Consider the following 22,982-nt stretch of genomic DNA (forward strand, 5'->3'; position numbering starts at 1 on the left):
AGGCAGGTGCGGTGCGGAGTCGCTGCGCCGCTCGTCCACCGAAGTGCCTGCGCGCCGTGCCCGCCCCGCTGACGACTGTTTGCTGCGTTGTGTCGGCCGCGTTCAGCGGTAAGAGTCGCCGCCAGGGTGCCGCAGGCCTGCCCGGCTGTCCATGTCGGCCGGAGCGAGCGCGATCGTGTAATACAGCACCGGGTGGTCCTCCTGGCTCAACACGCGCAGGCCTTGCCGCTGCAACCCAAGTTTTTCCAGCGCGCGAATCGAATCGGCATTGTCCGGCGACACGATCGCGCACAGCTGCGGCAACCCCAGCACATCGCGCGCATGGTCCAGCACCGCGCGCCCGGCCTCGCTGACATAGCCCTTGCCGCGATGCTCGGGCAGCAATGCAAAGCCGATATGCGGCACCGGCAAGGTATCGCGGCACAACAACCCCAATGTGCCGGCAAACGCCCCTTCGGCGCGCGTCTCCACCGCCCAGTGCGCAAAGCCGTATTTTTCCCGGTGCGCCTGCGCCCACTCACGCAGATGATCACGCGCCTGCTCGCGGGTGCGCACACCGCGGTCGTTGATGCCGGCGATGAAACCGGGGTCGTTGACCAGCGTCAGCACTGCGTCGGCATCGCGCTCGGGATCCAATGTCCGCAGGCGCAAACGCGGGGTTTCGATCACGACAGTCACGGCGCACTCCGGCATCAGGGCAAACCAGACTGCCGTGCAGGCGTGTCGCTGGCAAGCCTGCGCGGTACGCAACAACCGCTAGTCGAACAACGCCTGGATCGCCGCCAAGCCCGCGCTGGCGCGCTCTTTCTTGCGCTCGGCATCGGCCACCGGGTCGGCGCCATCGCGCTGCAATTCTTCGGCCGGGATCTCGTCGAAGAAGCGGCTGGGCTTGAGCCGCACATGCTCGCCGAACTTGCGCGTCAATTTGCTGTAGCTCATCCACAGCTGTTCCTTGGCGCGGGTGATGCCCACATACAGCAGCCGGCGCTCTTCCTGCAGGTTGCCTTCTTCCAGGCTCACTTCATGCGGCAGCACGCCGTCCTCGCAGCCGACGATGAACACATAACGGAATTCCAGGCCCTTGGACGCGTGCATGGTCATCATGCGTACCTGGTTGCCGCCATCGTCCTTGTCGTTGCGCGACAACAGCGCCAGCTGCGCGGCCAGATCGCTGGCACTTGCACCACGCGGGCCGCCTTCGAACCACTCGGCCAGCTCGTCCAGATTGCGCTTGCGCCGCTGGAAGCCGGTTTCGTCCTTGGACTGGTTGCGCAGGTCGTTGAGCAGGCCGGATTTGTCGGCCAGCATGCGCACCAGTTCCCCCGCCGGCAGCCTGGCCGAATGCTCGCGCATATCGCGCAGGATGTCGGTGAACGCACTCAGGCCATTGGCCGCACGCGCCGGCAGGTGCTGCAGCGCGCCCATCGACTCGGCCGCGCGCGACATCGGCACCGACTTCGCACTGGCAAGCTCGGCCAGCCGCGCCAGCGAGGTCGCACCGACCTCGCGCTTGGGCGACTGCACCGCGCGCAAAAACGCCGCGTCATCTTCGGGGTTGACGATCAGCCGCAACCACGACAGCACGTCCTTGACTTCCTGCCGCTCCAGAAACGCAGTGCCGCCGGTCAGGTGATACGGCACGCGCAGCAGCTGCAGCGCCTTTTCCAGCGGCCGCGATTGGAAATTGCCGCGAAACAGGATGCAGAAATCGCTCCACGGCACCTGCTTGGCGGTACCCAGGAACGAGATCTCGGCAGCGACCTTTTCCGCTTCGTGCTCGCTATCGCGGCATTCCCACACGCGGATGCGCTCGCCGTCGGCCTGATCGCTCCACAGGGTCTTCAAGTGCTCGTGCGGGTTGTGCGCGATCAAGGCATTGGCTGCACGCAGCACGCGGTTGGAGCAGCGGTAATTCTGTTCCAGCTTGATGATTTCCAGCGCCGGATAATCGCGCCCCATCTGCTGCAGGTTTTCCGGATTGGCGCCACGCCAGGCGTAGATGCTCTGATCGTCGTCGCCCACGCAGGTGAAGTTGCCGCGCGGCCCGGCCAGCATTTTCAACAGCCGGTACTGCGCATCGTTGGTGTCCTGGCACTCGTCCACCAGCAGGTAGCCGATGCGCTCGCGCCAGCCCATCACGATCTCTTCGTTGGCCTCCAGGATCTGCACCGGCAGGCGGATCAAGTCGTCGAAGTCCACCGCGTTGAAGGTGGTCAGCCGCGCCTGGTAGCGCTCGTACAGGCTGGCGGCTTCCTTTTCGCGGTTGCTGCGTGCCGCCGCCATCGCCTGTTCGGGCGACAGGCCGGCGTTCTTGGCGCGCGAGATCAGGTTCTTGGCATCTTCGATCGCATCGGGCTTGGCGCCGTGCATCAGGTCCTTGATCTGGGCGGCGGCATCGTCGGAATCGAAGATCGAAAAGCCGCGCTTCAAGCCGGCAGCGGCGTGCTCGATCTGCAGGAACTTCAGCCCCAGCGCGTGGAAGGTACAGATGGTCAGGCCATCGGCGCCATCGCCACGGATGCGCTTGGCCACACGCTCGCGCATTTCCTTGGCCGACTTGTTGGTGAAGGTGATCGCGGCGATGCGCTTGGCCGGATAGCGGCCGGTGGCGATCAGGTGCGCGATCTTCTCCACGATCACGCGCGTCTTGCCGCTGCCGGCACCGGCCAGCACCAACAAGGGACCTTCGCAGTGCAGCACTGCGGCGCTTTGCGGGGGATTGAGACCGTGCATAGAGGCTTCCAACAGAGCAGGCCATTGTACCGGCGCCGCGCCGGGCAGGCCTGCGCCACCGGTTCATGCAGATGGCCGTCACCGCCGGCCGCCCGGCCCGGTAAAATCCACCGATGGCCAAGCTCTACTTCTACTATTCGGCAATGAATGCCGGCAAGACCACCACCTTGCTGCAGTCGGCGCACAACTACCGCGAACGCGGCATGCGCACCTTGATCCTCACGCCCAAGCTCGATCACCGCGCCGGCAGCGGCGTGGTGGCCTCGCGGATCGGCCTGCGCGCGGACGGGCGCACCTTCGATCGCGGCACCGAGTTGCAGCAACTGATCGAACGCGACATCCAGGCCGAAGGCGCGCTGCATTGCGTGCTGGTGGACGAGGCGCAGTTCCTCAACCGTGGCCAGGTCTGGCAGTTGAGCGAGGTGGTCGACCGCCTGCGCATTCCGGTGCTGTGCTACGGCCTACGGACCGACTTCCGCGGCGAGCTGTTCGAGGGCAGCCAGTTCCTGCTGGCCTGGGCCGACGAGCTGGAGGAGATCAAGACCATCTGCCATAGCGGCAGCAAGGCCACCATGACCGTGCGCGTGGATGCACAAGGCCACGCGGTGCAGGACGGCCCGCAGGTGGAGATCGGCGGCAACGAGCGCTACGTGTCGGTCAGCCGCGCCGAGTTCAAGAAGATCATGCGTGGCGAAGGCCGCATCGACCCGCTGCAGATCGCACTGCCGCTACCGCCAGCGGGCTCGTCGGACAGGGAAACCGGCACGGGGACGGGCTGAAGAATTCAGCCGAAACGCTGTCGACGCATTGCCCCGGTATGCACGTGTGATGCGCCGCTAAACCCCTGCAGGCATTCGATCGCCGCTGTATTTCCGCTACATATCAACAGGCGTATCGTTGCGGTGCCGTTGCAGCGATCCACGCGCAACCAGGCGCAACCGCAGTCCTGTAAACTGGCGACCATCCACTTGTCGGGAGGCAATTCATGGGTCCGCTTCCTCCCGAGTTACGCGCAGATATCGCGCGTGTTGGCCGGCTATCGTCGGTCCCGGATGTCCTGACCATTCTCACCCGTCTGACCGGCATGGGGTTCGCGGCTGTTGCGCGCGTGACCGATACGCGCTGGATCACCTGCCAGGTCCGCGACGAGCTGTCGTTCGGCCTGGCGCCCGGCGACGAGCTGCCCCTGGTCACCACCTTCTGCGACAGCGTGCGCACCCAGGGCAACGCGTTGTGGTTCGGCCATGCCTCCGAGCACCCGGTCTTCCGCGACCACCCCACGCCGCGGCTGTACGGCTTCGAAAGCTATGTCTCGGTGCCGATCAAGTTCGACGACGGCAGCGTGTTCGGTACCTTGTGCGCGCTGGACCCGTTGCCGCGCGTCATGGACGCGCCGATGGTGGAAAAGGTCGAGCTGCTAGCGCAACTGCTGGCAGCGCAGATCCAGGCCGAACAACGCGCCGAAGAGAGCGCGCAGGAATCGCGGCGCGCACGCAGCGAACTGGGGCGTATCGGCGCCTCCGCGCGCCTGCGCGAAGAGTTCATCGGCATCCTTGGCCACGATCTGCGCAACCCGCTGCAGTCCATGCATGCGGTGGTGGACATGCTGGCAATCGACCCGCTCAACCAGCGCCAGGGCGGCGCGATCCGGTCGATGCAGCGCAGCCTGCGGCGCATGGAAGAACTGATCGACTTCGCCAACGATTTCGCGCGCGGCATCGAACGCGACTGGCTGCAGCTGGACTACGGCAACGGCAGCGATCTGCTCGATGCCTTGTCGCAGGTCGTCGACGAAACCCGCGCCGCGTATCCGAACCAGGTGCTGTCCACGCATGTGGCCATCGACGAGCCGGTGCATGGCGACGCGGTGCGCCTGGCGCAGATGTTCGGCAGCCTGATGATCAACGCCGTGGTGCAGGGGCAACAGAGTTCGCTGATCAAGGCGGTCGCGGTCACCGAGCAGGGCCGCCTGCGCATCGAGGTCTGCAATCTGGACGGGATCGATCCGCGCCGGCTCGACGTGCTGCAGGCCTCCACCCACGTGCACACCGGTGGACGCGCCTTGCCCGAAGTGGATCTGGGCCTGCACATGGCCGCCCAGATCGCCCGGGCCCATCAAGGCGAACTGCGCATTCTCAGCGGCAAGGACGGCACCTGCTTCCGGGTGGACCTGGCCTGCGTGCGCCCGCGTGCGCGCATGCAGTTGGTCAACAGCTCGACGTCGGCCTGAGTCCGCGGCGCCTGGGCGCCGCATCCGCGACTGTGCGGCTGTAACGCAGCTGCGCTCGCCATTCGAAATCGGCGGCCTGTCGTCACTGCGCCATCCGCACCTGCCTGACAGTCGCCCACCTTATCGGTCGCGCGACGTCCCTGTGCGCTAGTAGACCTTGCGCTCGCTCGCCGGCGGCGGCGTCCACTGGTACAGCCAGGTTTCGGTCAGCGGCTTGCCGTTGGCGCGCAGGAACAGGCGGATATCGATCTGCCGGGTGCTGTCATCCGGCGGCACCAGGTCGAACATCGCCCGGTAGCCCTTGAGCTCATGCAGCGGACGCGCCGACACGATCTCGGTGCTGCCACGCGACACCTGGAGGATGGCCTCGACCTTGGCTTTCGGGTCCTTGACCAACGCAGCCAGTTCGCCCCCGGCAAAATCCACCGCAAACCGCCACGAGAAATGGCTGCGCTTCTGCCCGACGATGCCGCCCAGGCCGGTGCGCGTGGCCACGCAGTGCGCCAGCGGCGAGCTGGCCGGCGGATGCGCACCCCAATACAACCGGTACCCCATCAGCAACTCTTGCCCCGGCTGCGGTTTGTCCTGCGGATTCCAGAACGCCACGATGTTGTCGAAGGTCTCGTCCACGGTCGGAATCTCGACCAGTTGCACCGAGCCCTTGCCCCAGCCGTTCTTGGGTTCAACCCACAGGCAGGGGCGCTTCTCGTAGAACACGCCGTCGTCCTGGTAATGATCGAAGTTGCGATCGCGCTGCAACAGGCCGAATCCGCGCGGATTCTCGTCGACGAACATGTTGAAGCGCAGCTGCGGCGGGTTGCACAGCGGCCGCCAGATCCACTCGCCGCCGCCGGTCCACATCGCCAGGCCGTCGGTGTCGTGGATTTCCGGCCGCCAGTCCCAGTCCATGCGGCGATCGTTTTCGCCGACCTGATACATGCTGGTGCACGGACCGATCCCCAATCGCTCGATGGTCTTGCGCGGGTAGAGCGCGCTGTCGATCTCCATCACCAGCACTTCGCCATTGGTGATGGCAAAGCGATACGCACCGGCAACGCTGGGCGAATCCAGCAGCCCGTACACCACCACGGTGTTCGAATCGTCGGCCGGCTGCTCCAGGTAATAGGCAATGAAGTCCGGAAACTCCTCCGGCCCGCCGGTGCCGGTGTCGATCGCCAGCCCTCGCGCCGACTGTCCGTACTGGCCTTCCTTGCCGACCGCGCGGAAATAGCTCGCGCCCAGGAAGGCCGAGAAATCGCGATCGGTGTCCTTGCGCGTATTGAGACGGAACCCGGCAAAGCCCAGGTCCTTGGGCAGCTGCTTGCCGCCCAGCCCGCTGCTGCCGTAATCGAACGCCGCCGGGTCGTAGGCAAGTTGCTGCGCCTGGCCATCGACGATGTCGTAGATATGCACGGGGGTGTGGAAATACAGCCCCAGATGGAAGAACTTCGCCTGGAACTTGCCGTTGCCGTCCGCCCATAGCGCATGGTCCTGGCGGTAGCGGATCGACTGGTATTGATCCCAGTTCAACGCCTCCAACGACCCCGGAAGCAGCTGCTTATGGCTTTTGTAAGGCGCCGTGGCCAAGGCACGCGCCTGCCCCTTGAGCCAGCCATAGTCGAACGGCTGCGGCTGCCCCAGGCGACGCAGTCCAACGGCCTTGGCCGCCAACGCCCACTGCGGCAGCGCCGGCAAACCGAGCGCGGCCAATGCGGCGGCGGCATTCTTCAGGAAGTGGCGTCGTTGCATGCGCATCGGTCTGCTCAGGGAATGGCCGCCATCATAGCCACAGCTCGGCACGGAGGTGAATGCGGAGGTCAGGGCGCGGCAGACGAAGGCGCGCACGCATTGGTCAGTTGCAGCTCCTGCGCCTTGCTGCACAGGAACTGGTGTTGCGCCTGCTGCGCGTCGGGTCCGGTATAGCGCAGCAAGGTCCATTGCTCGTTCGCCTGCATGCGCTCGCCCGGCGCCAGCTGCCGGTACGGTGCGTGCACTTCCATTTCCAGCAGTCCGCGCTCGGGATGCTGCGGCGGCGCGTCCAGATACAGCTCCACCTGCCCTTGCTCCGGATGGATCGCGGACAGCGGCTGGTGCGCAAAGCGGATCACCAGCACCTGGTCGCCCGCAAAGCCTGCCATCCAGCCTGCCGAAGGCTGCAACAACACCTTGCCGCGCTGAATCAGCCCGTCCTGACGTGCATCGGCACGCAATGCAAACACGCCGCCGTGATGCCGGTAGGCCGGCGCAACCGTGCCGGCCTCGGTCGGCGGCTGGAGGCGAATGTCTGCCGCGTCGGCAACCGGTACGAATACGCGCGTGCTCGCCGCGACACGCGTGTTGAACCACAGATCCCAGGCGATGGACTCGCTGCGGATATTGCGGGCGGTGGCCTCCACCTCCACGGTATCGGCACGTGTCGATGAAAGAGCCACGCGCTTGCGTAGCTGCACGCCGGTGACCGGACTTGGCACGCCTTCCAGGATCAGTTGATCCCCACTACGTGTGACTGCACGTGTGGTTGCCAACGACAGATACGGATCCGGTGGCCAGACCGCAGTGGCCGCCTTGCGTGTCGGGTTGACCTGTTGGTGCATCCACCACTGACTCTGCGGCCCCACCCAGACATCGTGGCCGAGATACGGGATATCGCCTGCAGTCGCGGACACTTCTGGCGCGGGCTGCTGATCGACCGCCTCGCCTGTCTTCAACACGTTGGGTTGTCCACGCAAATTGAAGGACAGTACGCGCCCACCGAACGCGGACGTGGCACTGAGTTCAACAACCCCGTTGTGCAACTGGATGCGCTCAACTGCAGGTTTGGTGCTGGACGCAAGCTCATCCGCGCATGCGCCTGTTGCCAGCAGCAACGCTGATGCACCCACAAGCATGATCGGCATAAAGTAGCGCAGTGAGGCAGGCATGGACGACTCCAATCGCAGGACCTCACGATTGTGGCGCGATGCACGGCAACGCACCATCAAGCAATTGGCCACTGTGGCTCCAAGCGCGCCGTTTGCTGTTACCCGAGGGCTACTCGCCAGCTGTCGTAGCTGACGCAGAACTGGAGGCTGGTGTTTCGATCAGCGTGGGTCACCTGGCCGGCGTTCAACGTTGGCAATTGCTGCACCACACCGTCGCACGTTGCCCGATCGTGGCGTGTTTCAACACACGTCCACACTGCTTGCAGGTTTCACCCTCGCGCCCATACACCGTGAGTTCCTGCTCGAAGTAACCGGGCGCCCCGTCCGGGCTGATGAAATCGCGCAGCGTGGTACCGCCGCGCTGGATGGCGTAGCCGAGGATGTCTTTCACTGCCGTGGCCAGGCGCCGGTAACGGTCCAATGACACTTTGCCCGCTTCGCGTAATGGGCTGATTCCGGCACGATGCAGGCTTTCTGCCGCATAGATATTTCCCACGCCGACAACGACCGCCTGATCCATCAGAAAGGTTTTCACTGCCGCGCGCCGGCCATTCGCCAGTGCATGCAGATAATCGCCAGTAAATGCATTCGATAATGGTTCCGGGCCAAGTGCCGCCAGCAGATCGTGTACGTGCGTATCGTTTTGCCACAACAGGCAACCAAACCGACGCGGATCGTTGAAACGCAGGACACGGCCATTTTCCAGGCTGATATCCACATGATCGTGTGCCCGCGGCGGGGTATCGCCGGGTAAGACGCGCAGACTTCCGGACATTCCAAGATGCAGCAGCGCGCTGCCGCCGGCATCGGTATCGATCAACAGGTATTTGGCACGGCGACGCACATCGGTGATGGTCGCGCCGGGCAACAAGCGTTCGATCTGCTCGGGGATGGGCCAGCGCAGGTCGGGGCGTCGCAAGATGACGCCATGGATGCGTTGGCCGACCAGATGCGGAGCCAGTCCACGCAAGGTGGTTTCGACTTCGGGCAGCTCGGGCATGCAGGTCTCCAATTGGCCAGGCCGGCGGTGCACCGACACCGATTCAATATGGTGGCCAACGGCAGTAAATCCAGCTCGTCGCCCCAGTCTCGTTACGGTGCTCGATTGCGCCTAGAGCGTCCGAGTGCCGTGGTGAGATTCGGACCTTTGCCTCTGGCTTCGGCTTTGGCTTCGGCTTCAGCTCTGCCTTTGGCTTTGGCTTTGGCTTTGCTCTGGCTCTGGCTCTGGCTTTGGCTTTGGCTTTGGCCAGGTGGCTTAAATTTCGCACAAAAAGAAACCCTCAGTCCTGTTGGACTGAGGGTTTCGGGTAAAGCCCCTGGCGATGACCTACTCTCGCATGGCTTGAGCCACACTACCATCGGCGCAGCTGCGTTTCACTTCCGAGTTCGGGATGGGATCGGGTGGTTCCACAGCGCTAATTTCACCAGGGAGACGGTTGGAGCAGCGCTTGATAGCGCTCGTCTCGCATAGGTAACTTGTGACGTAGCTTGCGTTTGGTGATCTACCAACGTTCGTTGGGACCAAGGCAACTTGAGGTTATATGGTCAAGCCGCACGGATCATTAGTATCAGTTAGCTCAATACATTGCTGTACTTACACACCTGACCTATCAACCACATAGTCTATATGGTTCCTTTAGGGGGCTTGTGCCCCGGGAAGTCTCATCTTGAGGCGCGCTTCCCGCTTAGATGCTTTCAGCGGTTATCGCTTCCGAACATAGCTACCCGGCAATGCCACTGGCGTGACAACCGGAACACCAGAGGTTCGTCCACTCCGGTCCTCTCGTACTAGGAGCAGCCCCTCTCAAACTTCCAACGCCCATGGCAGATAGGGACCGAACTGTCTCACGACGTTCTGAACCCAGCTCGCGTACCACTTTAAATGGCGAACAGCCATACCCTTGGGACCGACTACAGCCCCAGGATGTGATGAGCCGACATCGAGGTGCCAAACACCGCCGTCGATATGAACTCTTGGGCGGTATCAGCCTGTTATCCCCGGAGTACCTTTTATCCGTTGAGCGATGGCCCTTCCATACAGAACCACCGGATCACTAAGACCTACTTTCGTACCTGCTTGATCCGTCGATCTTGCAGTCAAGCACGCTTATGCCTTTGCACACAGTGCGCGATGTCCGACCGCGCTGAGCGTACCTTCGTGCTCCTCCGTTACTCTTTAGGAGGAGACCGCCCCAGTCAAACTACCCACCATACACGGTCCCTGATCCGGATAACGGATCTAGGTTAGAACGTCAAGCACGACAGGGTGGTATTTCAAGGATGGCTCCACTGCAGCTAGCGCCACAGTTTCATAGCCTCCCACCTATCCTACACAGACGAACTCAACGTTCAGTGTAAAGCTATAGTAAAGGTTCACGGGGTCTTTCCGTCTTGCCACGGGAACGCTGCATCTTCACAGCGATTTCAATTTCACTGAGTCTCGGGTGGAGACAGCGCCGCTGTCGTTACGCCATTCGTGCAGGTCGGAACTTACCCGACAAGGAATTTCGCTACCTTAGGACCGTTATAGTTACGGCCGCCGTTTACTGGGGCTTCGATCAAGAGCTTCGCCTTGCGGCTGACCCCATCAATTAACCTTCCAGCACCGGGCAGGCGTCACACCCTATACGTCCACTTTCGTGTTTGCAGAGTGCTGTGTTTTTGATAAACAGTCGCAGCGGCCTGGTTTCTGCGACCCTCTTCAGCTATAGCTCGCATGAGCCACCAAAAAGGGTGCACCTTCTCCCGAAGTTACGGTGCCATGTTGCCTAGTTCCTTCACCCGAGTTCTCTCAAGCGCCTGAGAATTCTCATCCTACCCACCTGTGTCGGTTTACGGTACGGTCTTCGTGAGCTGAAGCTTAGGAGCTTTTCCTGGAAGCGTGGTATCAGTGACTTCGCCATAAAGGCTCGTCTCGGTGCTCGGTCTTAAAGGATCCCGGATTTGCCAAAGATCCAAACCTACCGCCTTTCCCCGGGACAACCAACGCCCGGTACACCTAACCTTCTCCGTCCCTCCATCGCACTCACGCGAGGTGCAGGAATATTAACCTGCTTCCCATCGACTACGGCTTTCGCCCTCGCCTTAGGGACCGACTAACCCTGCGTCGATTAACGTTGCGCAAGGAAACCTTGGGCTTTCGGCGTGCGGGCTTTTCACCCGCATTATCGTTACTCATGTCAGCATTCGCACTTCCGATACCTCCAGCAGACTTCTCAATCCACCTTCGCAGGCTTACGGAACGCTCCTCTACCGCGCATAAAACAAGTTTTATGCACCCCAAGCTTCGGTTCACTGCTTAGCCCCGTTAAATCTTCCGCGCAGACCGACTCGACCAGTGAGCTATTACGCTTTCTTTAAAGGGTGGCTGCTTCTAAGCCAACCTCCTGGCTGTCTATGCCTTTCCACATCGTTTTCCACTTAGCAGTGAATTTGGGACCTTAGCTGTGGGTCTGGGTTGTTTCCCTTTTCACGACGGACGTTAGCACCCGCCGTGTGTCTCCCGGATAGTACGTACTGGTATTCGGAGTTTGCAATGGTTTGGTAAGTCGCGATGACCCCCTAGCCATAACAGTGCTCTACCCCCAGTAGTATTCGTCCGAGGCGCTACCTAAATAGCTTTCGAGGAGAACCAGCTATCTCCGGGTTCGATTAGCTTTTCACTCCTAATCACAGCTCATCCCCGTCTTTTGCAACAGACGTGGGTTCGGGCCTCCAGTACCTGTTACGGCACCTTCACCCTGGCCATGACTAGATCACCCGGTTTCGGGTCTACTGCCCGCGACTATGCGCCCTTATCAGACTCGGTTTCCCTTCGCCTCCCCTATACGGTTAAGCTTGCCACGAACAGTAAGTCGCTGACCCATTATACAAAAGGTACGCAGTCACTCTTGCGAGCTCCTACTGCTTGTACGCACACGGTTTCAGGATCTATTTCACTCCCCTCTCCGGGGTTCTTTTCGCCTTTCCCTCACGGTACTGGTTCACTATCGGTCGGTCAGGAGTATTTAGCCTTGGAGGATGGTCCCCCCATATTCAGACAGGGTTTCACGTGCCCCGCCCTACTCGTCTTCACTGGAGTGGCCCTTTTAAATACAGGGCTATCACCTTCTATGGCCAATCTTTCCAGATTGTTTTTCTAAAGCCATTCCAGCTTAAGGGCTGCTCCCCGTTCGCTCGTCACTACTTAGGGAATCTCGGTTGATTTCTTTTCCTCCGGTTACTTAGATATTTCAGTTCACCGGGTTCGCTTCCAGCAGCTATGAATTCACTGCAGGATACTGCCGAAGCAGTGGGTTTCCCCATTCGGATATTGCCGGATCAAAGCTTGTTGCCAGCTCCCCGACACTTTTCGCAGGCTACCACGTCCTTCATCGCCTCTGACCGCCTAGGCATCCACCGTGTGCGCTTATTCGCTTGACCATATAACCCCAAGTTGCCTCGGAGCTACATGCCGTGTTGTGTGGGGTACAAAGCCACCAACGCGAACATACGACTCAATTATTTAGGGACTCGAAGTCCCCGCCTTAGCCTCAACGACACGTTTAGATAGATATCTCAAACGCTCGCTACGTCACAAGTTATAAAAGAACATGTATCAGCCTCAACGCTGATCCATATAAATTCTTAAGTGTGCACTACATTCAGAGTGGTGGGTCTGGGTAGACTCGAACTACCGACCTCACCCTTATCAGGGGTGCGCTCTAACCACCTGAGCTACAGACCCGAAGTCTTTTCACTCAATATGGTGGAGCCTGTCGGGATCGAACCGACGACCCCCTGCTTGCAAAGCAGGTGCTCTCCCAGCTGAGCTAAGGCCCCAAAAGGGACTTCGCATACCGACCTGTGCCGGTATGAATCTCTGAATGCAGGTAATTTGTGAGGACGCCCGCAAGACGATGACGTCATGCTCAAAAGGAGGTGATCCAGCCGCACCTTCCGATACGGCTACCTTGTTACGACTTCACCCCAGTCATCGGCCACACCGTGGCAAGCGCCCTCCCGAAGGTTAAGCTACCTGCTTCTGGTGCAACAAACTCCCATGGTGTGACGGGCGGTGTGTACAAGGCCCGGGAACGTATTCACCGCAGCAATGCTGATCTGCGATTACTAGCGATTCCGACTTCATGGAGTCGAGTTGCAGACTCCAATCCGGACTGAGATAGGGTTTCTGGGATTGGCTTACCCTCGCGGGTTTGCAGCCCTCTGTCCCTACCATTGTAGTACGTGTGTAGCCCTGGTCGTAAGGGCCATGATGACTTGACGTCATCCCCACCTTCCTCCGGTTTGTCACCGGCGGTCTCCTTAGAGTTCCCACCATTACGTGCTGGCAACTAAGGACAAGGGTTGCGCTCGTTGCGGGACTTAACCCAACATCTCACGACACGAGCTGACGACAGCCATGCAGCACCTGTCTCACGGTTCCCGAAGGCACCAATCCATCTCTGGAAAGTTCCGTGGATGTCAAGACCAGGTAAGGTTCTTCGCGTTGCATCGAATTAAACCACATACTCCACCGCTTGTGCGGGCCCCCGTCAATTCCTTTGAGTTTCAGTCTTGCGACCGTACTCCCCAGGCGGCGAACTTAACGCGTTAGCTTCGATACTGCGTGCCAAATTGCACCCAACATCCAGTTCGCATCGTTTAGGGCGTGGACTACCAGGGTATCTAATCCTGTTTGCTCCCCACGCTTTCGTGCCTCAGTGTCAGTGTTGGTCCAGGTAGCCGCCTTCGCCACGGATGTTCCTCCCGATCTCTACGCATTTCACTGCTACACCGGGAATTCCGCTACCCTCTACCACACTCTAGTGACCCAGTATCCACTGCAATTCCCAGGTTGAGCCCAGGGCTTTCACAACAGACTTAAACCACCACCTACGCACGCTTTACGCCCAGTAATTCCGAGTAACGCTTGCACCCTTCGTATTACCGCGGCTGCTGGCACGAAGTTAGCCGGTGCTTATTCTTTGGGTACCGTCAGAACAATCGGGTATTAACCGACTGCTTTTCTTTCCCAACAAAAGGGCTTTACAACCCGAAGGCCTTCTTCACCCACGCGGCATGGCTGGATCAGGCTTGCGCCCATTGTCCAATATTCCCCACTGCTGCCTCCCGTAGGAGTCTGGACCGTGTCTCAGTTCCAGTGTGGCTGATCATCCTCTCAGACCAGCTACGGATCGTCGCCTTGGTGGGCCTTTACCCCGCCAACTAGCTAATCCGACATCGGCTCATTCAATCGCGCGAAGCCCGAAGGTCCTCCGCTTTCACCCGTAGGTCGTATGCGGTATTAGCGTAAGTTTCCCTACGTTATCCCCCACGAAAGAGTAGATTCCGATGTATTCCTCACCCGTCCGCCACTCGCCACCCATAAGAGCAAGCTCTTACTGTGCTGCCGTTCGACTTGCATGTGTTAGGCCTGCCGCCAGCGTTCACTCTGAGCCAGGATCAAACTCTTCACTTAAAATTACATGCCCGAAGGCAAATTACTTTAGCTGCAGAAGTTCAACCACTGGCAACTTATCGCTTGCAAAGCAATTAATATGTTGCATTTTGATTAAACGTCTGCAAGATGGACAATCATCCTTCCTGCAGGCGTCCGCACAAATTACCTGCGCACACTGTCAAAGAACATTGGGAAGTGGCCTCAGCGCCGTTCCCGTCAGCTTCGTCGTTTCCGTCGAAGCGAGCCGCCCATTATAGCGGACTTTTTCTTGCCGTCAACACCTCATTTCGAGGTGGTTGACGCTGCTTCGTTTCGACCCGAAGGTTTTCTGCGAAGCGAGCCGGCCATATTAGCAGGCTTTTCATCTTCGTCAACCCCTCGTGAAGAGGAAGTTGCCGCCGCTGCACTTCAATCCGCCGTAGCGTCTTTCCGTGTAGCGAGCCGCCCATCATAGCCGGCTTTTTCGTTTCGTCAACACCTTGTGATGTTTCCGATTCGCCCCGTTCGTTGTTGCGATGCTTCGAGAAGCGCCGCCGTCCTGAGCGAGGCCGCGCAGTTTATCGAGACTGTGCAGAAGTGCAAGCACTTTTTGACACTGGCATGACACGGACGTCATTGCGTCCATGCGCCAGGCCTGATTCCACGCACTTTGCGGTGTTTGCGGTGTATCGGCCTGGTCTCTATCAAGGTCATAGGACCGTGTGTCCGCATCGCTGCGACGCCGTGCTTTCCAGGCAGGGCAACAAGAGCGTCGATAGAGAGCCGACCACGCAAGGTGCTGCGCTATCGATCATCGGCGTGCTCGGTAAGAATGCATGCACTAGATAGAGAGCACCCGATGTCTCCCTTACGCAGCCTGCTTCGCGATCTGTCCCTGCCTGCGATTGCCGCGGGCTTTGTCACGGTGCTGGTGGGTTTTGCCAGTTCTGCGGTGATCGTGTTCGAGGCGGCGCGTCACCTGGGGGCGGATCAGGCGCAGATCGCCTCGTGGATGTGGGCGCTCGGCATCGGCATGGGCGTGACCTGCATCGGGCTGTCGCTGCGCTACCGGGTGCCGGTGGTAACGGCATGGTCCACGCCGGGTGCGGCCATGTTGATCGGCAGTGCGGCCGGGGTGCCATTGCGCGAGGCGGTCGGCGCGTTTGTGCTGGCGGCGGTGCTTGGCATGCTGGCCGGCTTCTCGGGCTTGTTTGAGAAGGCGATCCGGCGCATTCCGATCTCGCTGGCCTCGGGCATGCTGGCCGGGGTGCTGTTGCGCTTCGGGCTGGACCTGTTCGTGGCGATGCAGAGCCAGGTGTGGCTGGCGCTGGCGATGCTGGCGGCCTATCTGGCCGGGCGGCGCTGGTTTGCGCGCTATGCGGTGATCGCGACCTTGCTGGTCGGCGTGGCGATTGCGGCCGGCAGCGGGTTGATGCAGTGGAAGAGCGTGCAGCTTGAACTGGCCCGGCCGGTGCTGGTGGTGCCGTCGTTGTCGTGGGCGGCGTTGTTCGGGCTGGCGATTCCGTTGTTCGTGGTCACCATGGCCTCGCAGAACGTGCCGGGCGTGGCGGTGATCCGCGCTTCCGGCTACGCGGTGCCGATCTCGCCGACGATCGGCTGGATCGGAGTGGTCAATACGCTGCTGGCACCGTTCGGTGGCTATGCCTTGAACCTGGCGGCCATCACTGCGGCGATCTGCATGGGCCGCGAAGCGCACGAGGATCCGGCGCGGCGTTACACCGCTGCGGTGAGCGCGGGCGTGTTCTATGTGCTGATCGGCGTGTTCGGCGCGACCGTGGCGGCGGTGTTTGCCGCCTTTCCGCGCGAGCTGGTGATGGCCATCGCCGGGATCGCCTTGCTGGGCACGATCGGCAACAGTCTGGCGGCCGCATTGCAGCAGGACAGCGAGCGCGAAGCGGCCTTGATCACCTTCCTGATGACCGCATCGGGACTGACGCTGGGCGGGATCGGCGCCTCGTTCTGGGGCCTGGTGGCCGGAACGATCACCTTGCTGGTGTTGCGACCGCGGGCCTAGGGCAGCGATCAAAACGACGGCGCGCACCGCCAGGCGGGCGCGGCCGGTGCGCGGAGTCCTCAACACTGCGGTATTTCCGCGCCGTCCGCACCCCGCTGGCGACTGCTCGCGACGTTTTGTCAGCCACTGCTGGCCGCGGCAGGCGATTCGGTTGCGGGTTGCGGTTATTCGGGGTCGCGTAGCTGCAGCAGCCAGTGGGCGGTGACGCCATTGGGGCTGGGCAGCGGTTCGAGATGGAACTGACGGTAGACCGGCGCGCCGCCCTGCGCGCGCAGCGGCAGGGTGACATAGGCGGCGCGCCCTTGCCGCAGCGCGTCTTCGAGCAGCTCCACCTTGGACGGGGCGGCATCGCTGGCCAGCAGGGACAGGATGTCGCAACCGATCAGGTCGGCCACTTCGGTCTGGCTGAGTTCTGCGAAGGCCGGATTGACGAACATCAGCCGGTGCGCGTCCGCGGTGCCGCGTTCGATGATGGCCACACCATCGCGCAGACGCGAGAGCGAGGCTTCGAGCAAGGTGAAATCCTGCTGGAAGCGCTTGCGCTCCATCAGTTCGATCAGCACGCGCAGGCTGCGCGCCGATTCCAGGTGCAGCGGCGACCAGCGTCGCGCGCGACCGCGCACGGTTTCCTGCCACAGGTCGAAGCTCTTGCGTGGCGACAAGCGCGAATTGGGAATGTCCTGCAGCTTGGCCAGCTGCGGATTGCCGGCCCATTTGACCTGCTGCACCTGCTCGCGGCGGGTCCACAGCAAGGCGCTGCGCGACTGCGGCATCAGCGGCACGAAAATGAAACCGGCCGCCAGCGGGGCGAGGTCGGCCAGCTCGGGGAACACCTCGCCGATCGCATCCACATGCAGGGCGCCGACCGCATCTTCGCGCAGGGCATCGTGGTGTTCGGATTCGATGTGGTCGCGGATGCGGCGCAGCGCGGCCGCGTCCGGGGTGCTGCCATGCCGGCTGATCTCGCCGCCATGGAAGATCGCCACGCCGTCGGCGTCGACCACGTCCATCAGGTCGGGCGCCATGTCGGCGAGCATTTCCACGGTCATCTGGTCGGCGTCGTTGAAATCGGTGATCAGCTTCTCGCGCACGGTGAGCAGCACCGATTCCATGTGCGCACGCGCCACCGCCTGCAATCCGCCGATGCGCCCGGCCAGCGCGCGGGTCACCGCATCGGTGGCATCGCGCATGGCGTGGCTGGTGAAGTGCGGGCTGTAGTGGTGGCAGGCGATCAGCCCCCACAGCGCATCGTTGACGACGATCGAGGACACCAGCGTGGCGGTCACGCCCATGTTGGCCAGGTATTCCAGATGCACCGGGGAGACGCTGCGCAGGCTGACATCGCTCAGGTCCACCGGGGTGCCCAGGCGCGGATGCAGGGTGGGTTCGATCGGCGAGGCCCGATAGCCGACGTCGGCGATCTGGCGGACGCGGTTGCGCAGGTACAGCGCGCGCGCCTGGGCCGGGATGTCGGTGGCCGGGTAATGCAGGCCGAGATAGGCATCCAGCTCGGGCTGGCGCGCTTCGGCGATGATGTCGCCATTCCACTCTTCGTCGAAGCGGTACACCATCACCCGGTCGAAGCCGATCATGCTGCGCAGCCCCTTGGCGGCGCGCACGGCGGCTTCGGCGATGCCGGGATCGCGCTCGATGCTGCGCAGCAGCGGCAGCGCTTCGCGCAGGGTGACGTCCATCAGGCGTGCGTCGCGCGGCTCGATTTCCACCAGCCACTGCTCCGGATACAGATGCCAGGCGGCCACCCAGGGGTGCTCGGTGGGTGCTGCACGCAGGGGAAAGCGCACGTCGGCATGCAGCAGGTGCTGCGCCTGGTCCTCCACCGCGAATGGCTGCTCGCCGGGCAGTTCCAGCGCTTGCGTGTAGACCATGCCCAGCAGCTCGGCCAGCGGTACACCGAGCAGGTCGGCGGCGGTGGTGCTGGCCTGCACGATACGGCCGTCGGCCGGCTCGATCACCAGCAGCACGCCATACGGCTGGATCAGGCCGGGGATATGGATCGGCTCACGCGCGCAGACATCCATATCCAGGGGTTCGGTGGGCTGATTCACGGGCGCGGCTCCGCTGCAAGACAGGTGTGGAAGTGGGCAAACATGCGCTGCGCACCGTCAATGGCGGCCTCGCGCGCGGAAGAGGTGTCCAGGCGTTGGTCGAGCAAGGCCTGGAAACGGCGCCAGCCGGCCGGGTCGTCGTTGGCCAGTTCGAAATAGCGCAAGGCGTCAGCCAGCGCAGGCTGCTGCTTGCGCAAGGTGCGCGCGATCATCCGCCCGCCGAGCTGCGAGCCTTCGATGACGTAGAGCATGCCCCAGCGCGCGGCATCGTTGCCGGCCGCAGGCGCCGCGATGGGCGGCTGTGGCGGCTGCCCGAGCGTGTGCAGGTCCTCGCGCAGGGCCGGGACGCGGCGGCGGTACTGCCAGCCGGTGCCGATCAGGGTGCTGAGCCAGTCGCTCAGTTGCGCTTCGAAGCCGGCCAGCAGCGCATGGTGCCGGCGCAGGATCAGCGTGTAGGCAGCGCGATCGACCCGCCCCTGCCCCAGCGCCTGCATCAGCGGAACCGTCTCGACCAGGCGGTGGGCGTCCTGCGTGGCATGGCGCAGCGCGAGCGCGGCCGAGGGCGGAACAGCCAGGGTGTCAGGACACATAATGAGTGGAGGCGGTGCCGCAGCACGGAATGCATCAGCCTAGCAGTGACTGCGCAAATCAGATAAAGCGGGCGCGAGCACAAGCTGAATAGGTTGGCATCATCCCTGTGCTGCGGGGGCCGTGCCGGCCCCTCGCCCCGCCCGCCGCCAGGCCATGACCCAGCCTGCGGCAAGCAGAACACCCGCCAGCAACCAGGGGGCGCCGGGCAGATGCAGCGGTGCGCCCGTGCCGATAAACCAGGCGAACACGTTGGCAAACAACAGCGGACCGGCGATGCCGGCCAGACTGACCAGGCTGGTCAGTGCGCCCTGCACGCGGCCCTGCGCATCGGCGCCGACCTCGCGGGTGATCAAGGCCTGCGCGGCCGGTGCGGCGATCGCCCAGAACGCACTGATCGGCACGCCGATCAGGAACGCGGTACCGCTGTCGGCCAGCCCGTAGATGACGAAACCGACCACCCCGCAGCCCAGACCCAGCAGCAGCGCACGGCGTTCGCCCAGCCAGCGCACCAGCCGGCCGACCAGCAGCGCATTGACGATGATGCTGCACACGCCGACGCCGGCCAGCACCCAGCTCACCTCGCGCGGGCCCCAGTGGTATTGATAACCGGCGAACAGCACGAAGATGCTGGGATAGACGTAGTGCGCCAGGTTGGCCAGAAACACCACCGAGGCCAGGCCGAACACCTGCGGATAACGGCGCAGCAGCTTGAGCGCGCCGAGCGGGTTGGCATGCGACCAGTCCAGGCGTGGCGTGCGGCGTTCGGCAGGCAAGGATTCGGGCAGCACGAACCAGCCATACAGCACGTTCAGCAGCGCCAGCCCGGCGGCAAACCAGAACGGCCAGCGCAGGCCGATGCTGCCCAGCCAGCCGCCGATCAAAGGCCCGGCGACAAAACCAATACCGAACGCGGCGCCAAGCATGCCGAACGCGCCGGCGCGTTTGTCGGCCGGGGTGACGTCGGCGATGTAGGCATTGGCGGTGGAAAAGCTGGCCGAGCACACCCCGGAGATCACCCGCGCCAGCAGCAGCATCGGCAGGGAATGGGCGACCGCCATCAGGATGAAGTCCAGGCCCAGCCCCAGGCAGGAAAGCAGGATCACCGGGCGGCGGCCGTAGCGGTCGGACAGGGTGCCCTGCAGCGGCGAGCAGACGAACTGGATGGCGGCAAACAAAAAGCCGAACCAGCCGATCCAGCCGGCGGCGACGGCGTAGTCGCCCCCGGTGAACTGGCGCACCAGATCCGGCAGCACCGGAATGATCACGCCGAACGACAGCACGTCGATCAGCACGGTGATGAAGATGAAGATCAGCGCGGCGCGGCGCCGGCCCGTGGCGGGAGCGGAATCTGCTGGGAGGGACATCGCGCTGCGCAGTGGGGCGAAGCGGCGAGTGTAGCGGTGGACCGGGTGACGCAGTTGGGGGGATGAGCTGTCGCCTGATACGCCCAAGGTCCCCCTCACTGAAAGCCCCTCTCCTGCGGGGCGAGAAGGCATGGCTTGCGCGCCCCTGGCGCGCGTGCATTTGAGCGCCTGCGCCTCATGCGCGGGCGGGGCGCCGAGCGCGGGTTGGGATGAGGGTACGTGCGAAGCCACAGGCATTGTGAGGTGGCACGAGGCTTCGCCCGCACCCTCGTCCGCCCTCCGGGGCCCCTTCTCCCGGTGGGAGAAGGGAGTCGTCCCTGCCTCCATGTCTGTTCTAGAAAACAGCGTGGGCTTTGCCCGATCGGGAGGCGATTGTCGCGCTTACTCGACGCTGATGGTCTGGGTCAGCGTGTGGCTGGCGCCGGGGGCGAGTTCGATGACGTCCGGGCCGGCGTTGGCCGCTTCCAGGCAGACGTAATGGCGCCAGCCCTCGCCCACGTCGGCCATCTTGGCGGCCGCCTCGTCGCCCGGGTTCCAGGCCACCAGCGAGCGACTGCCTTTGGTGGCGATGACGATGCGGCGGCCGAGTACCGGGTCGGTCAGGGTGTAGCGGCCGCCGGCGTTGGTGTAGATACGGTCGCTGCGGCCGGGATCGCGTGGGTCGCGCAGGCTCCAATCGCCCTGCTGGCGGTGGGCGGTGGCGTAGTTCTCGTACTTGTCGAGGTAGTCCAGCCCGTCCAGGCCCTGCACGCTGACGGTGAGCGCGTCGCCGACGCGGAAGTAGTTGTGCAGCGCCTGGGTGAAGCGCACCGGGGCCGGGCTGGTGTTTTCGGTGATCAGGCTTTGTTCGAGGGTGCGGCCGATGCGCAGGGTCATGCGCAGGCGCAGCGCCAGGTCGTCGAAGCTGGGCGGGGTCAGCGTGAGCACCAGGGTGCCGTCGTCCTCGCGCCGGCTCTCGGTGAGCTGCCAGGGCACGGTGCGCACGAAGCCATGCGCAGGGACCTCGCCGGTCTGGTCCTGGCGGCCGAAGTACGGCCAGCACACCGGCGCGCCGCCGCGGATCGGGGTGGGCGGCTGCTTGGCGGTGGGCGACAGCCACATCACGTCCTGCCCGCCCTTGGGCACGAACGACAGCAGCTGACCGCCGAACAGGCTGATGGCGGCGGTGGAGAACGGGGTGTCGATCAACAGCGAGGGAAAGCCGTGGAAGTCGCCTGTGCGCAGGCCGGTGAGGTCGGACATGGGGGGTGCCTTCTGGACGATGGGGGATTGGACGAATGCGGGATGGGCGGCCGGCAGCTTGAACGCCGTGGCGCGGATGGCCGCCGCGCCGGCGACCGGCGGGGCGGCGCGCAGGGCGGTGAGGATGCGCTGGCCGGGACGGCCGTCGGCCGGCTGCAGGCCCAGGCGGGTCTGCTCGACCTGGATGGCGCGCCGGCTGGCGGTGCCGATCATGCCGTCGGCCTCGCCGATCAGGTGGCCGCGGGCCAGCAGCAATTGCTGCAGTTCGCGCCGTTCGGGCCGGCCCAGGCCGGGGTCGTCGGTGGGCCAGGCGGCGACCAGGCCGGCGCCACCGCGCAGACGGTCGGCGAGCAGGGCGATCGACAGCGCGTAGCTTTCGGCGGCGTTGTAGGCGTAGATCGCGTCGTAGTTGCGGAACACCAGGAATGCCGGGCCGGTCGCGCCGGCCGGCAGCAGCAGGGCGGCCGGGGTGTCGGCGGGCAGGCCGGCCGGCGCCAGCGCCTTGCCGTCGGTGCCGAGCAGGCCGGCGTTTTGCCAGGCCTGCAGCGGTTGGCGCCGGGTGCGGCCGGCCTTGCTGGCATCGAAGCCGGCGGGCAGGCGGACTTCCATGCCCCAGGGACGGGCGCGCTCCCAGCCGGCCTTGACCAGATAGTTGGCGGTGGAGGCCAGCGCGTCGGGAATGCTGGCGACCAGATCGCGGCGGCCGTCGCCGTCGCCATCCACCGCGATGCGGGCATAGGTGGAGGGCATGAACTGGGTCTGCCCGAAGGCGCCGGCCCAGGAGCCGGTCAAGCCATCCGGCGACAGATCGCCTTGCTGCAGCAGGCCGAGCAAGGCGAGCAATTCGCCACGGAAGAACGGCTGGCGGCGGCCCGCGCACGACAGCGTCGCCAGCGAGACCAGCAGCGGGCGCTTGCCGATGACACGGCCGTAGTCGCTCTCCACGCCCCAGACCGCCACGATGGTGGCCGGATCGACCCCGGTCTGTTCGGACAGGCGGGTAAGCAAATCGCGGTGGGTGGCCAGCATGGCCTGGCCGTCGGCGACACGCTGGCTGTCGACCAGGCTGGCGAGGTAGTCCCAGATCGGGGTGGTGAACTCGGGCTGGGCATCGAGCAGCGGCAACACGCTGGGATCGGGCGCCAGGCCAGCGGTGAAGCGCTGGAAGTCGGCGGCCCCCACGCCCTTGGCGGCGGCCTGGGTCTGCAGGCCGGCCAGGCAGCGGTCGAAGGCCGGATCGGCGCAGGCGATCAGCGGCGCCAGCGCCAACAGCGCAGGCAGGACGCGCCGGGTCGGCATCACGGCGCGATGGCCGGCGTGTGGACGGAGGTCATGCGATGGAGTGCTCCTGCGGCAGGTCGAGCCGCCGAGGATAGCCA

At 63.5% G+C, this 22,982-nt stretch carries 12 protein-coding genes, 2 tRNA genes, 3 rRNA genes and 2 other RNA genes; 5 read left to right on the plus strand and 14 right to left on the minus strand.

The annotated features are described in order from the left end of the window. Nucleotides 1–22 precede the first annotated feature (22 nt). A non-coding RNA gene (locus ABQ039_RS19560) (sX9 sRNA) lies at nucleotides 23–98 on the plus strand. A 4-nt stretch (nucleotides 99–102) separates the two neighbouring features. On the opposite strand, the gene ABQ039_RS19565 is transcribed toward ABQ039_RS19560, so the two are convergent. Together ABQ039_RS19565 and rep are read right to left on the minus strand one after the other, a co-directional pair. Then, nucleotides 103–693, minus strand: coding sequence for a GNAT family N-acetyltransferase (locus ABQ039_RS19565; protein ID WP_184611647.1), 591 nt, complete (start codon nucleotides 691–693; stop codon nucleotides 103–105). A gap of 63 nt (nucleotides 694–756) precedes the next feature. Next, complete coding sequence (rep, locus tag ABQ039_RS19570; protein ID WP_349778631.1) at nucleotides 757–2,733, minus strand: DNA helicase Rep; 1,977 nt, start codon at nucleotides 2,731–2,733, stop codon at nucleotides 757–759. 113 nt (nucleotides 2,734–2,846) lie between these two features. Here rep and ABQ039_RS19575 point away from each other — a divergent pair, with 113 nt between their 5' ends. Both ABQ039_RS19575 and ABQ039_RS19580 read left to right on the plus strand, forming a co-directional pair. Next, complete coding sequence (locus ABQ039_RS19575; RefSeq protein ID WP_024937658.1) at nucleotides 2,847–3,512, plus strand: thymidine kinase; 666 nt, start codon at nucleotides 2,847–2,849, stop codon at nucleotides 3,510–3,512. Nucleotides 3,513–3,718: 206 nt separating this feature from the next. After that, the gene (locus ABQ039_RS19580; RefSeq protein ID WP_024937659.1) at nucleotides 3,719–4,963 is read left to right on the plus strand and encodes a GAF domain-containing sensor histidine kinase; all 1,245 of its coding nucleotides are present in this window, start codon (nucleotides 3,719–3,721) and stop codon (nucleotides 4,961–4,963) included. Nucleotides 4,964–5,110: 147 nt separating this feature from the next. Here ABQ039_RS19580 and ABQ039_RS19585 read toward each other — a convergent pair whose 3' ends face one another. From ABQ039_RS19585 to ABQ039_RS19620, 8 genes are all read right to left on the minus strand, one after another. Further along, nucleotides 5,111–6,712, minus strand: coding sequence for a glucan biosynthesis protein (locus ABQ039_RS19585; protein WP_102256379.1), 1,602 nt, complete (start codon nucleotides 6,710–6,712; stop codon nucleotides 5,111–5,113). Between the two features lie 68 nt (nucleotides 6,713–6,780). Continuing rightward, entirely contained in the window at nucleotides 6,781–7,884 is a 1,104-nt protein-coding gene (locus tag ABQ039_RS19590; protein ID WP_349778630.1) for a DUF4380 domain-containing protein, read from the minus strand. Between the two features lie 184 nt (nucleotides 7,885–8,068). Continuing rightward, on the minus strand, nucleotides 8,069–8,884 hold the full coding sequence (gene mutM / locus ABQ039_RS19595; protein ID WP_349778629.1) for a bifunctional DNA-formamidopyrimidine glycosylase/DNA-(apurinic or apyrimidinic site) lyase: 816 nt from the start codon (nucleotides 8,882–8,884) through the stop codon (nucleotides 8,069–8,071). A 314-nt stretch (nucleotides 8,885–9,198) separates the two neighbouring features. Beyond that, nucleotides 9,199–9,313 (minus strand): 5S ribosomal RNA (gene rrf, locus ABQ039_RS19600). 112 nt (nucleotides 9,314–9,425) lie between these two features. Continuing rightward, nucleotides 9,426–12,306 (minus strand): 23S ribosomal RNA (locus tag ABQ039_RS19605). 227 nt (nucleotides 12,307–12,533) lie between these two features. Next, a tRNA-Ile gene (locus ABQ039_RS19610) sits at nucleotides 12,534–12,610 on the minus strand. A 19-nt stretch (nucleotides 12,611–12,629) separates the two neighbouring features. Beyond that, nucleotides 12,630–12,705: transfer RNA gene (locus tag ABQ039_RS19615), tRNA-Ala, on the minus strand. Nucleotides 12,706–12,797: 92 nt separating this feature from the next. After that, a 16S ribosomal RNA gene (locus ABQ039_RS19620) occupies nucleotides 12,798–14,344 on the minus strand. Together the 16S, 23S and 5S rRNA genes with 2 tRNA genes alongside form the textbook arrangement of a ribosomal RNA operon. A gap of 820 nt (nucleotides 14,345–15,164) precedes the next feature. Between ABQ039_RS19620 and ABQ039_RS19625 the strand changes: the two genes are divergently transcribed. Both ABQ039_RS19625 and ABQ039_RS19630 read left to right on the plus strand, forming a co-directional pair. Then, on the plus strand, nucleotides 15,165–16,340 hold the full coding sequence (locus ABQ039_RS19625) for a benzoate/H(+) symporter BenE family transporter (protein ID WP_349778322.1): 1,176 nt from the start codon (nucleotides 15,165–15,167) through the stop codon (nucleotides 16,338–16,340). A gap of 54 nt (nucleotides 16,341–16,394) precedes the next feature. After that, nucleotides 16,395–16,465, plus strand: a non-coding RNA gene (locus ABQ039_RS19630) — sX9 sRNA. 39 nt (nucleotides 16,466–16,504) lie between these two features. On the opposite strand, the gene bphP is transcribed toward ABQ039_RS19630, so the two are convergent. From bphP to ABQ039_RS19650, 4 genes are all read right to left on the minus strand, one after another. Then, nucleotides 16,505–18,406, minus strand: coding sequence for a bacteriophytochrome BphP (bphP, locus tag ABQ039_RS19635; protein ID WP_184515036.1), 1,902 nt, complete (start codon nucleotides 18,404–18,406; stop codon nucleotides 16,505–16,507). Continuing rightward, the gene (locus ABQ039_RS19640; RefSeq protein WP_349778321.1) at nucleotides 18,403–18,996 is read right to left on the minus strand and encodes a biliverdin-producing heme oxygenase; all 594 of its coding nucleotides are present in this window, start codon (nucleotides 18,994–18,996) and stop codon (nucleotides 18,403–18,405) included. Before ABQ039_RS19640 ends, bphP begins: the two co-directional genes overlap by 4 nt. Nucleotides 18,997–19,095: 99 nt before the next feature. After that, nucleotides 19,096–20,361 carry a TCR/Tet family MFS transporter gene (locus ABQ039_RS19645; RefSeq protein WP_024939648.1) on the minus strand — a complete coding sequence of 422 codons (1,266 nt, stop codon included), beginning with the start codon at nucleotides 20,359–20,361 and terminating at the stop codon, nucleotides 19,096–19,098. A gap of 381 nt (nucleotides 20,362–20,742) precedes the next feature. Next, nucleotides 20,743–22,902: a lytic murein transglycosylase gene (locus ABQ039_RS19650; protein ID WP_374057827.1), complete on the minus strand. Its 2,160-nt coding sequence runs from the start codon at nucleotides 22,900–22,902 to the stop codon at nucleotides 20,743–20,745. Nucleotides 22,903–22,982 lie beyond the last annotated feature (80 nt).

Source organism: Xanthomonas sp. WHRI 6108 (assembly GCF_040202385.2).
GTDB lineage: Bacteria > Pseudomonadota > Gammaproteobacteria > Xanthomonadales > Xanthomonadaceae > Xanthomonas > Xanthomonas arboricola.

Coding starts and splice junctions, on each gene's coding strand:
- ABQ039_RS19645 (WP_024939648.1), bottom strand. CDS start 20,361: ATGTCCCTCCCAGCAGATTCCGCTCCCGCCACGGGCCGGCGCCGCGCC.
- ABQ039_RS19640 (WP_349778321.1), bottom strand. CDS start 18,996: ATGTGTCCTGACACCCTGGCTGTTCCGCCCTCGGCCGCGCTCGCGCTG.
- rep (WP_349778631.1), bottom strand. CDS start 2,733: ATGCACGGTCTCAATCCCCCGCAAAGCGCCGCAGTGCTGCACTGCGAA.
- ABQ039_RS19590 (WP_349778630.1), bottom strand. CDS start 7,884: ATGCCTGCCTCACTGCGCTACTTTATGCCGATCATGCTTGTGGGTGCA.
- ABQ039_RS19585 (WP_102256379.1), bottom strand. CDS start 6,712: ATGCAACGACGCCACTTCCTGAAGAATGCCGCCGCCGCATTGGCCGCG.
- ABQ039_RS19580 (WP_024937659.1), top strand. CDS start 3,719: ATGGGTCCGCTTCCTCCCGAGTTACGCGCAGATATCGCGCGTGTTGGC.
- ABQ039_RS19625 (WP_349778322.1), top strand. CDS start 15,165: ATGTCTCCCTTACGCAGCCTGCTTCGCGATCTGTCCCTGCCTGCGATT.
- ABQ039_RS19650 (WP_374057827.1), bottom strand. CDS start 22,902: ATGCCGACCCGGCGCGTCCTGCCTGCGCTGTTGGCGCTGGCGCCGCTG.
- ABQ039_RS19565 (WP_184611647.1), bottom strand. CDS start 693: ATGCCGGAGTGCGCCGTGACTGTCGTGATCGAAACCCCGCGTTTGCGC.
- ABQ039_RS19575 (WP_024937658.1), top strand. CDS start 2,847: ATGGCCAAGCTCTACTTCTACTATTCGGCAATGAATGCCGGCAAGACC.
- mutM (WP_349778629.1), bottom strand. CDS start 8,884: ATGCCCGAGCTGCCCGAAGTCGAAACCACCTTGCGTGGACTGGCTCCG.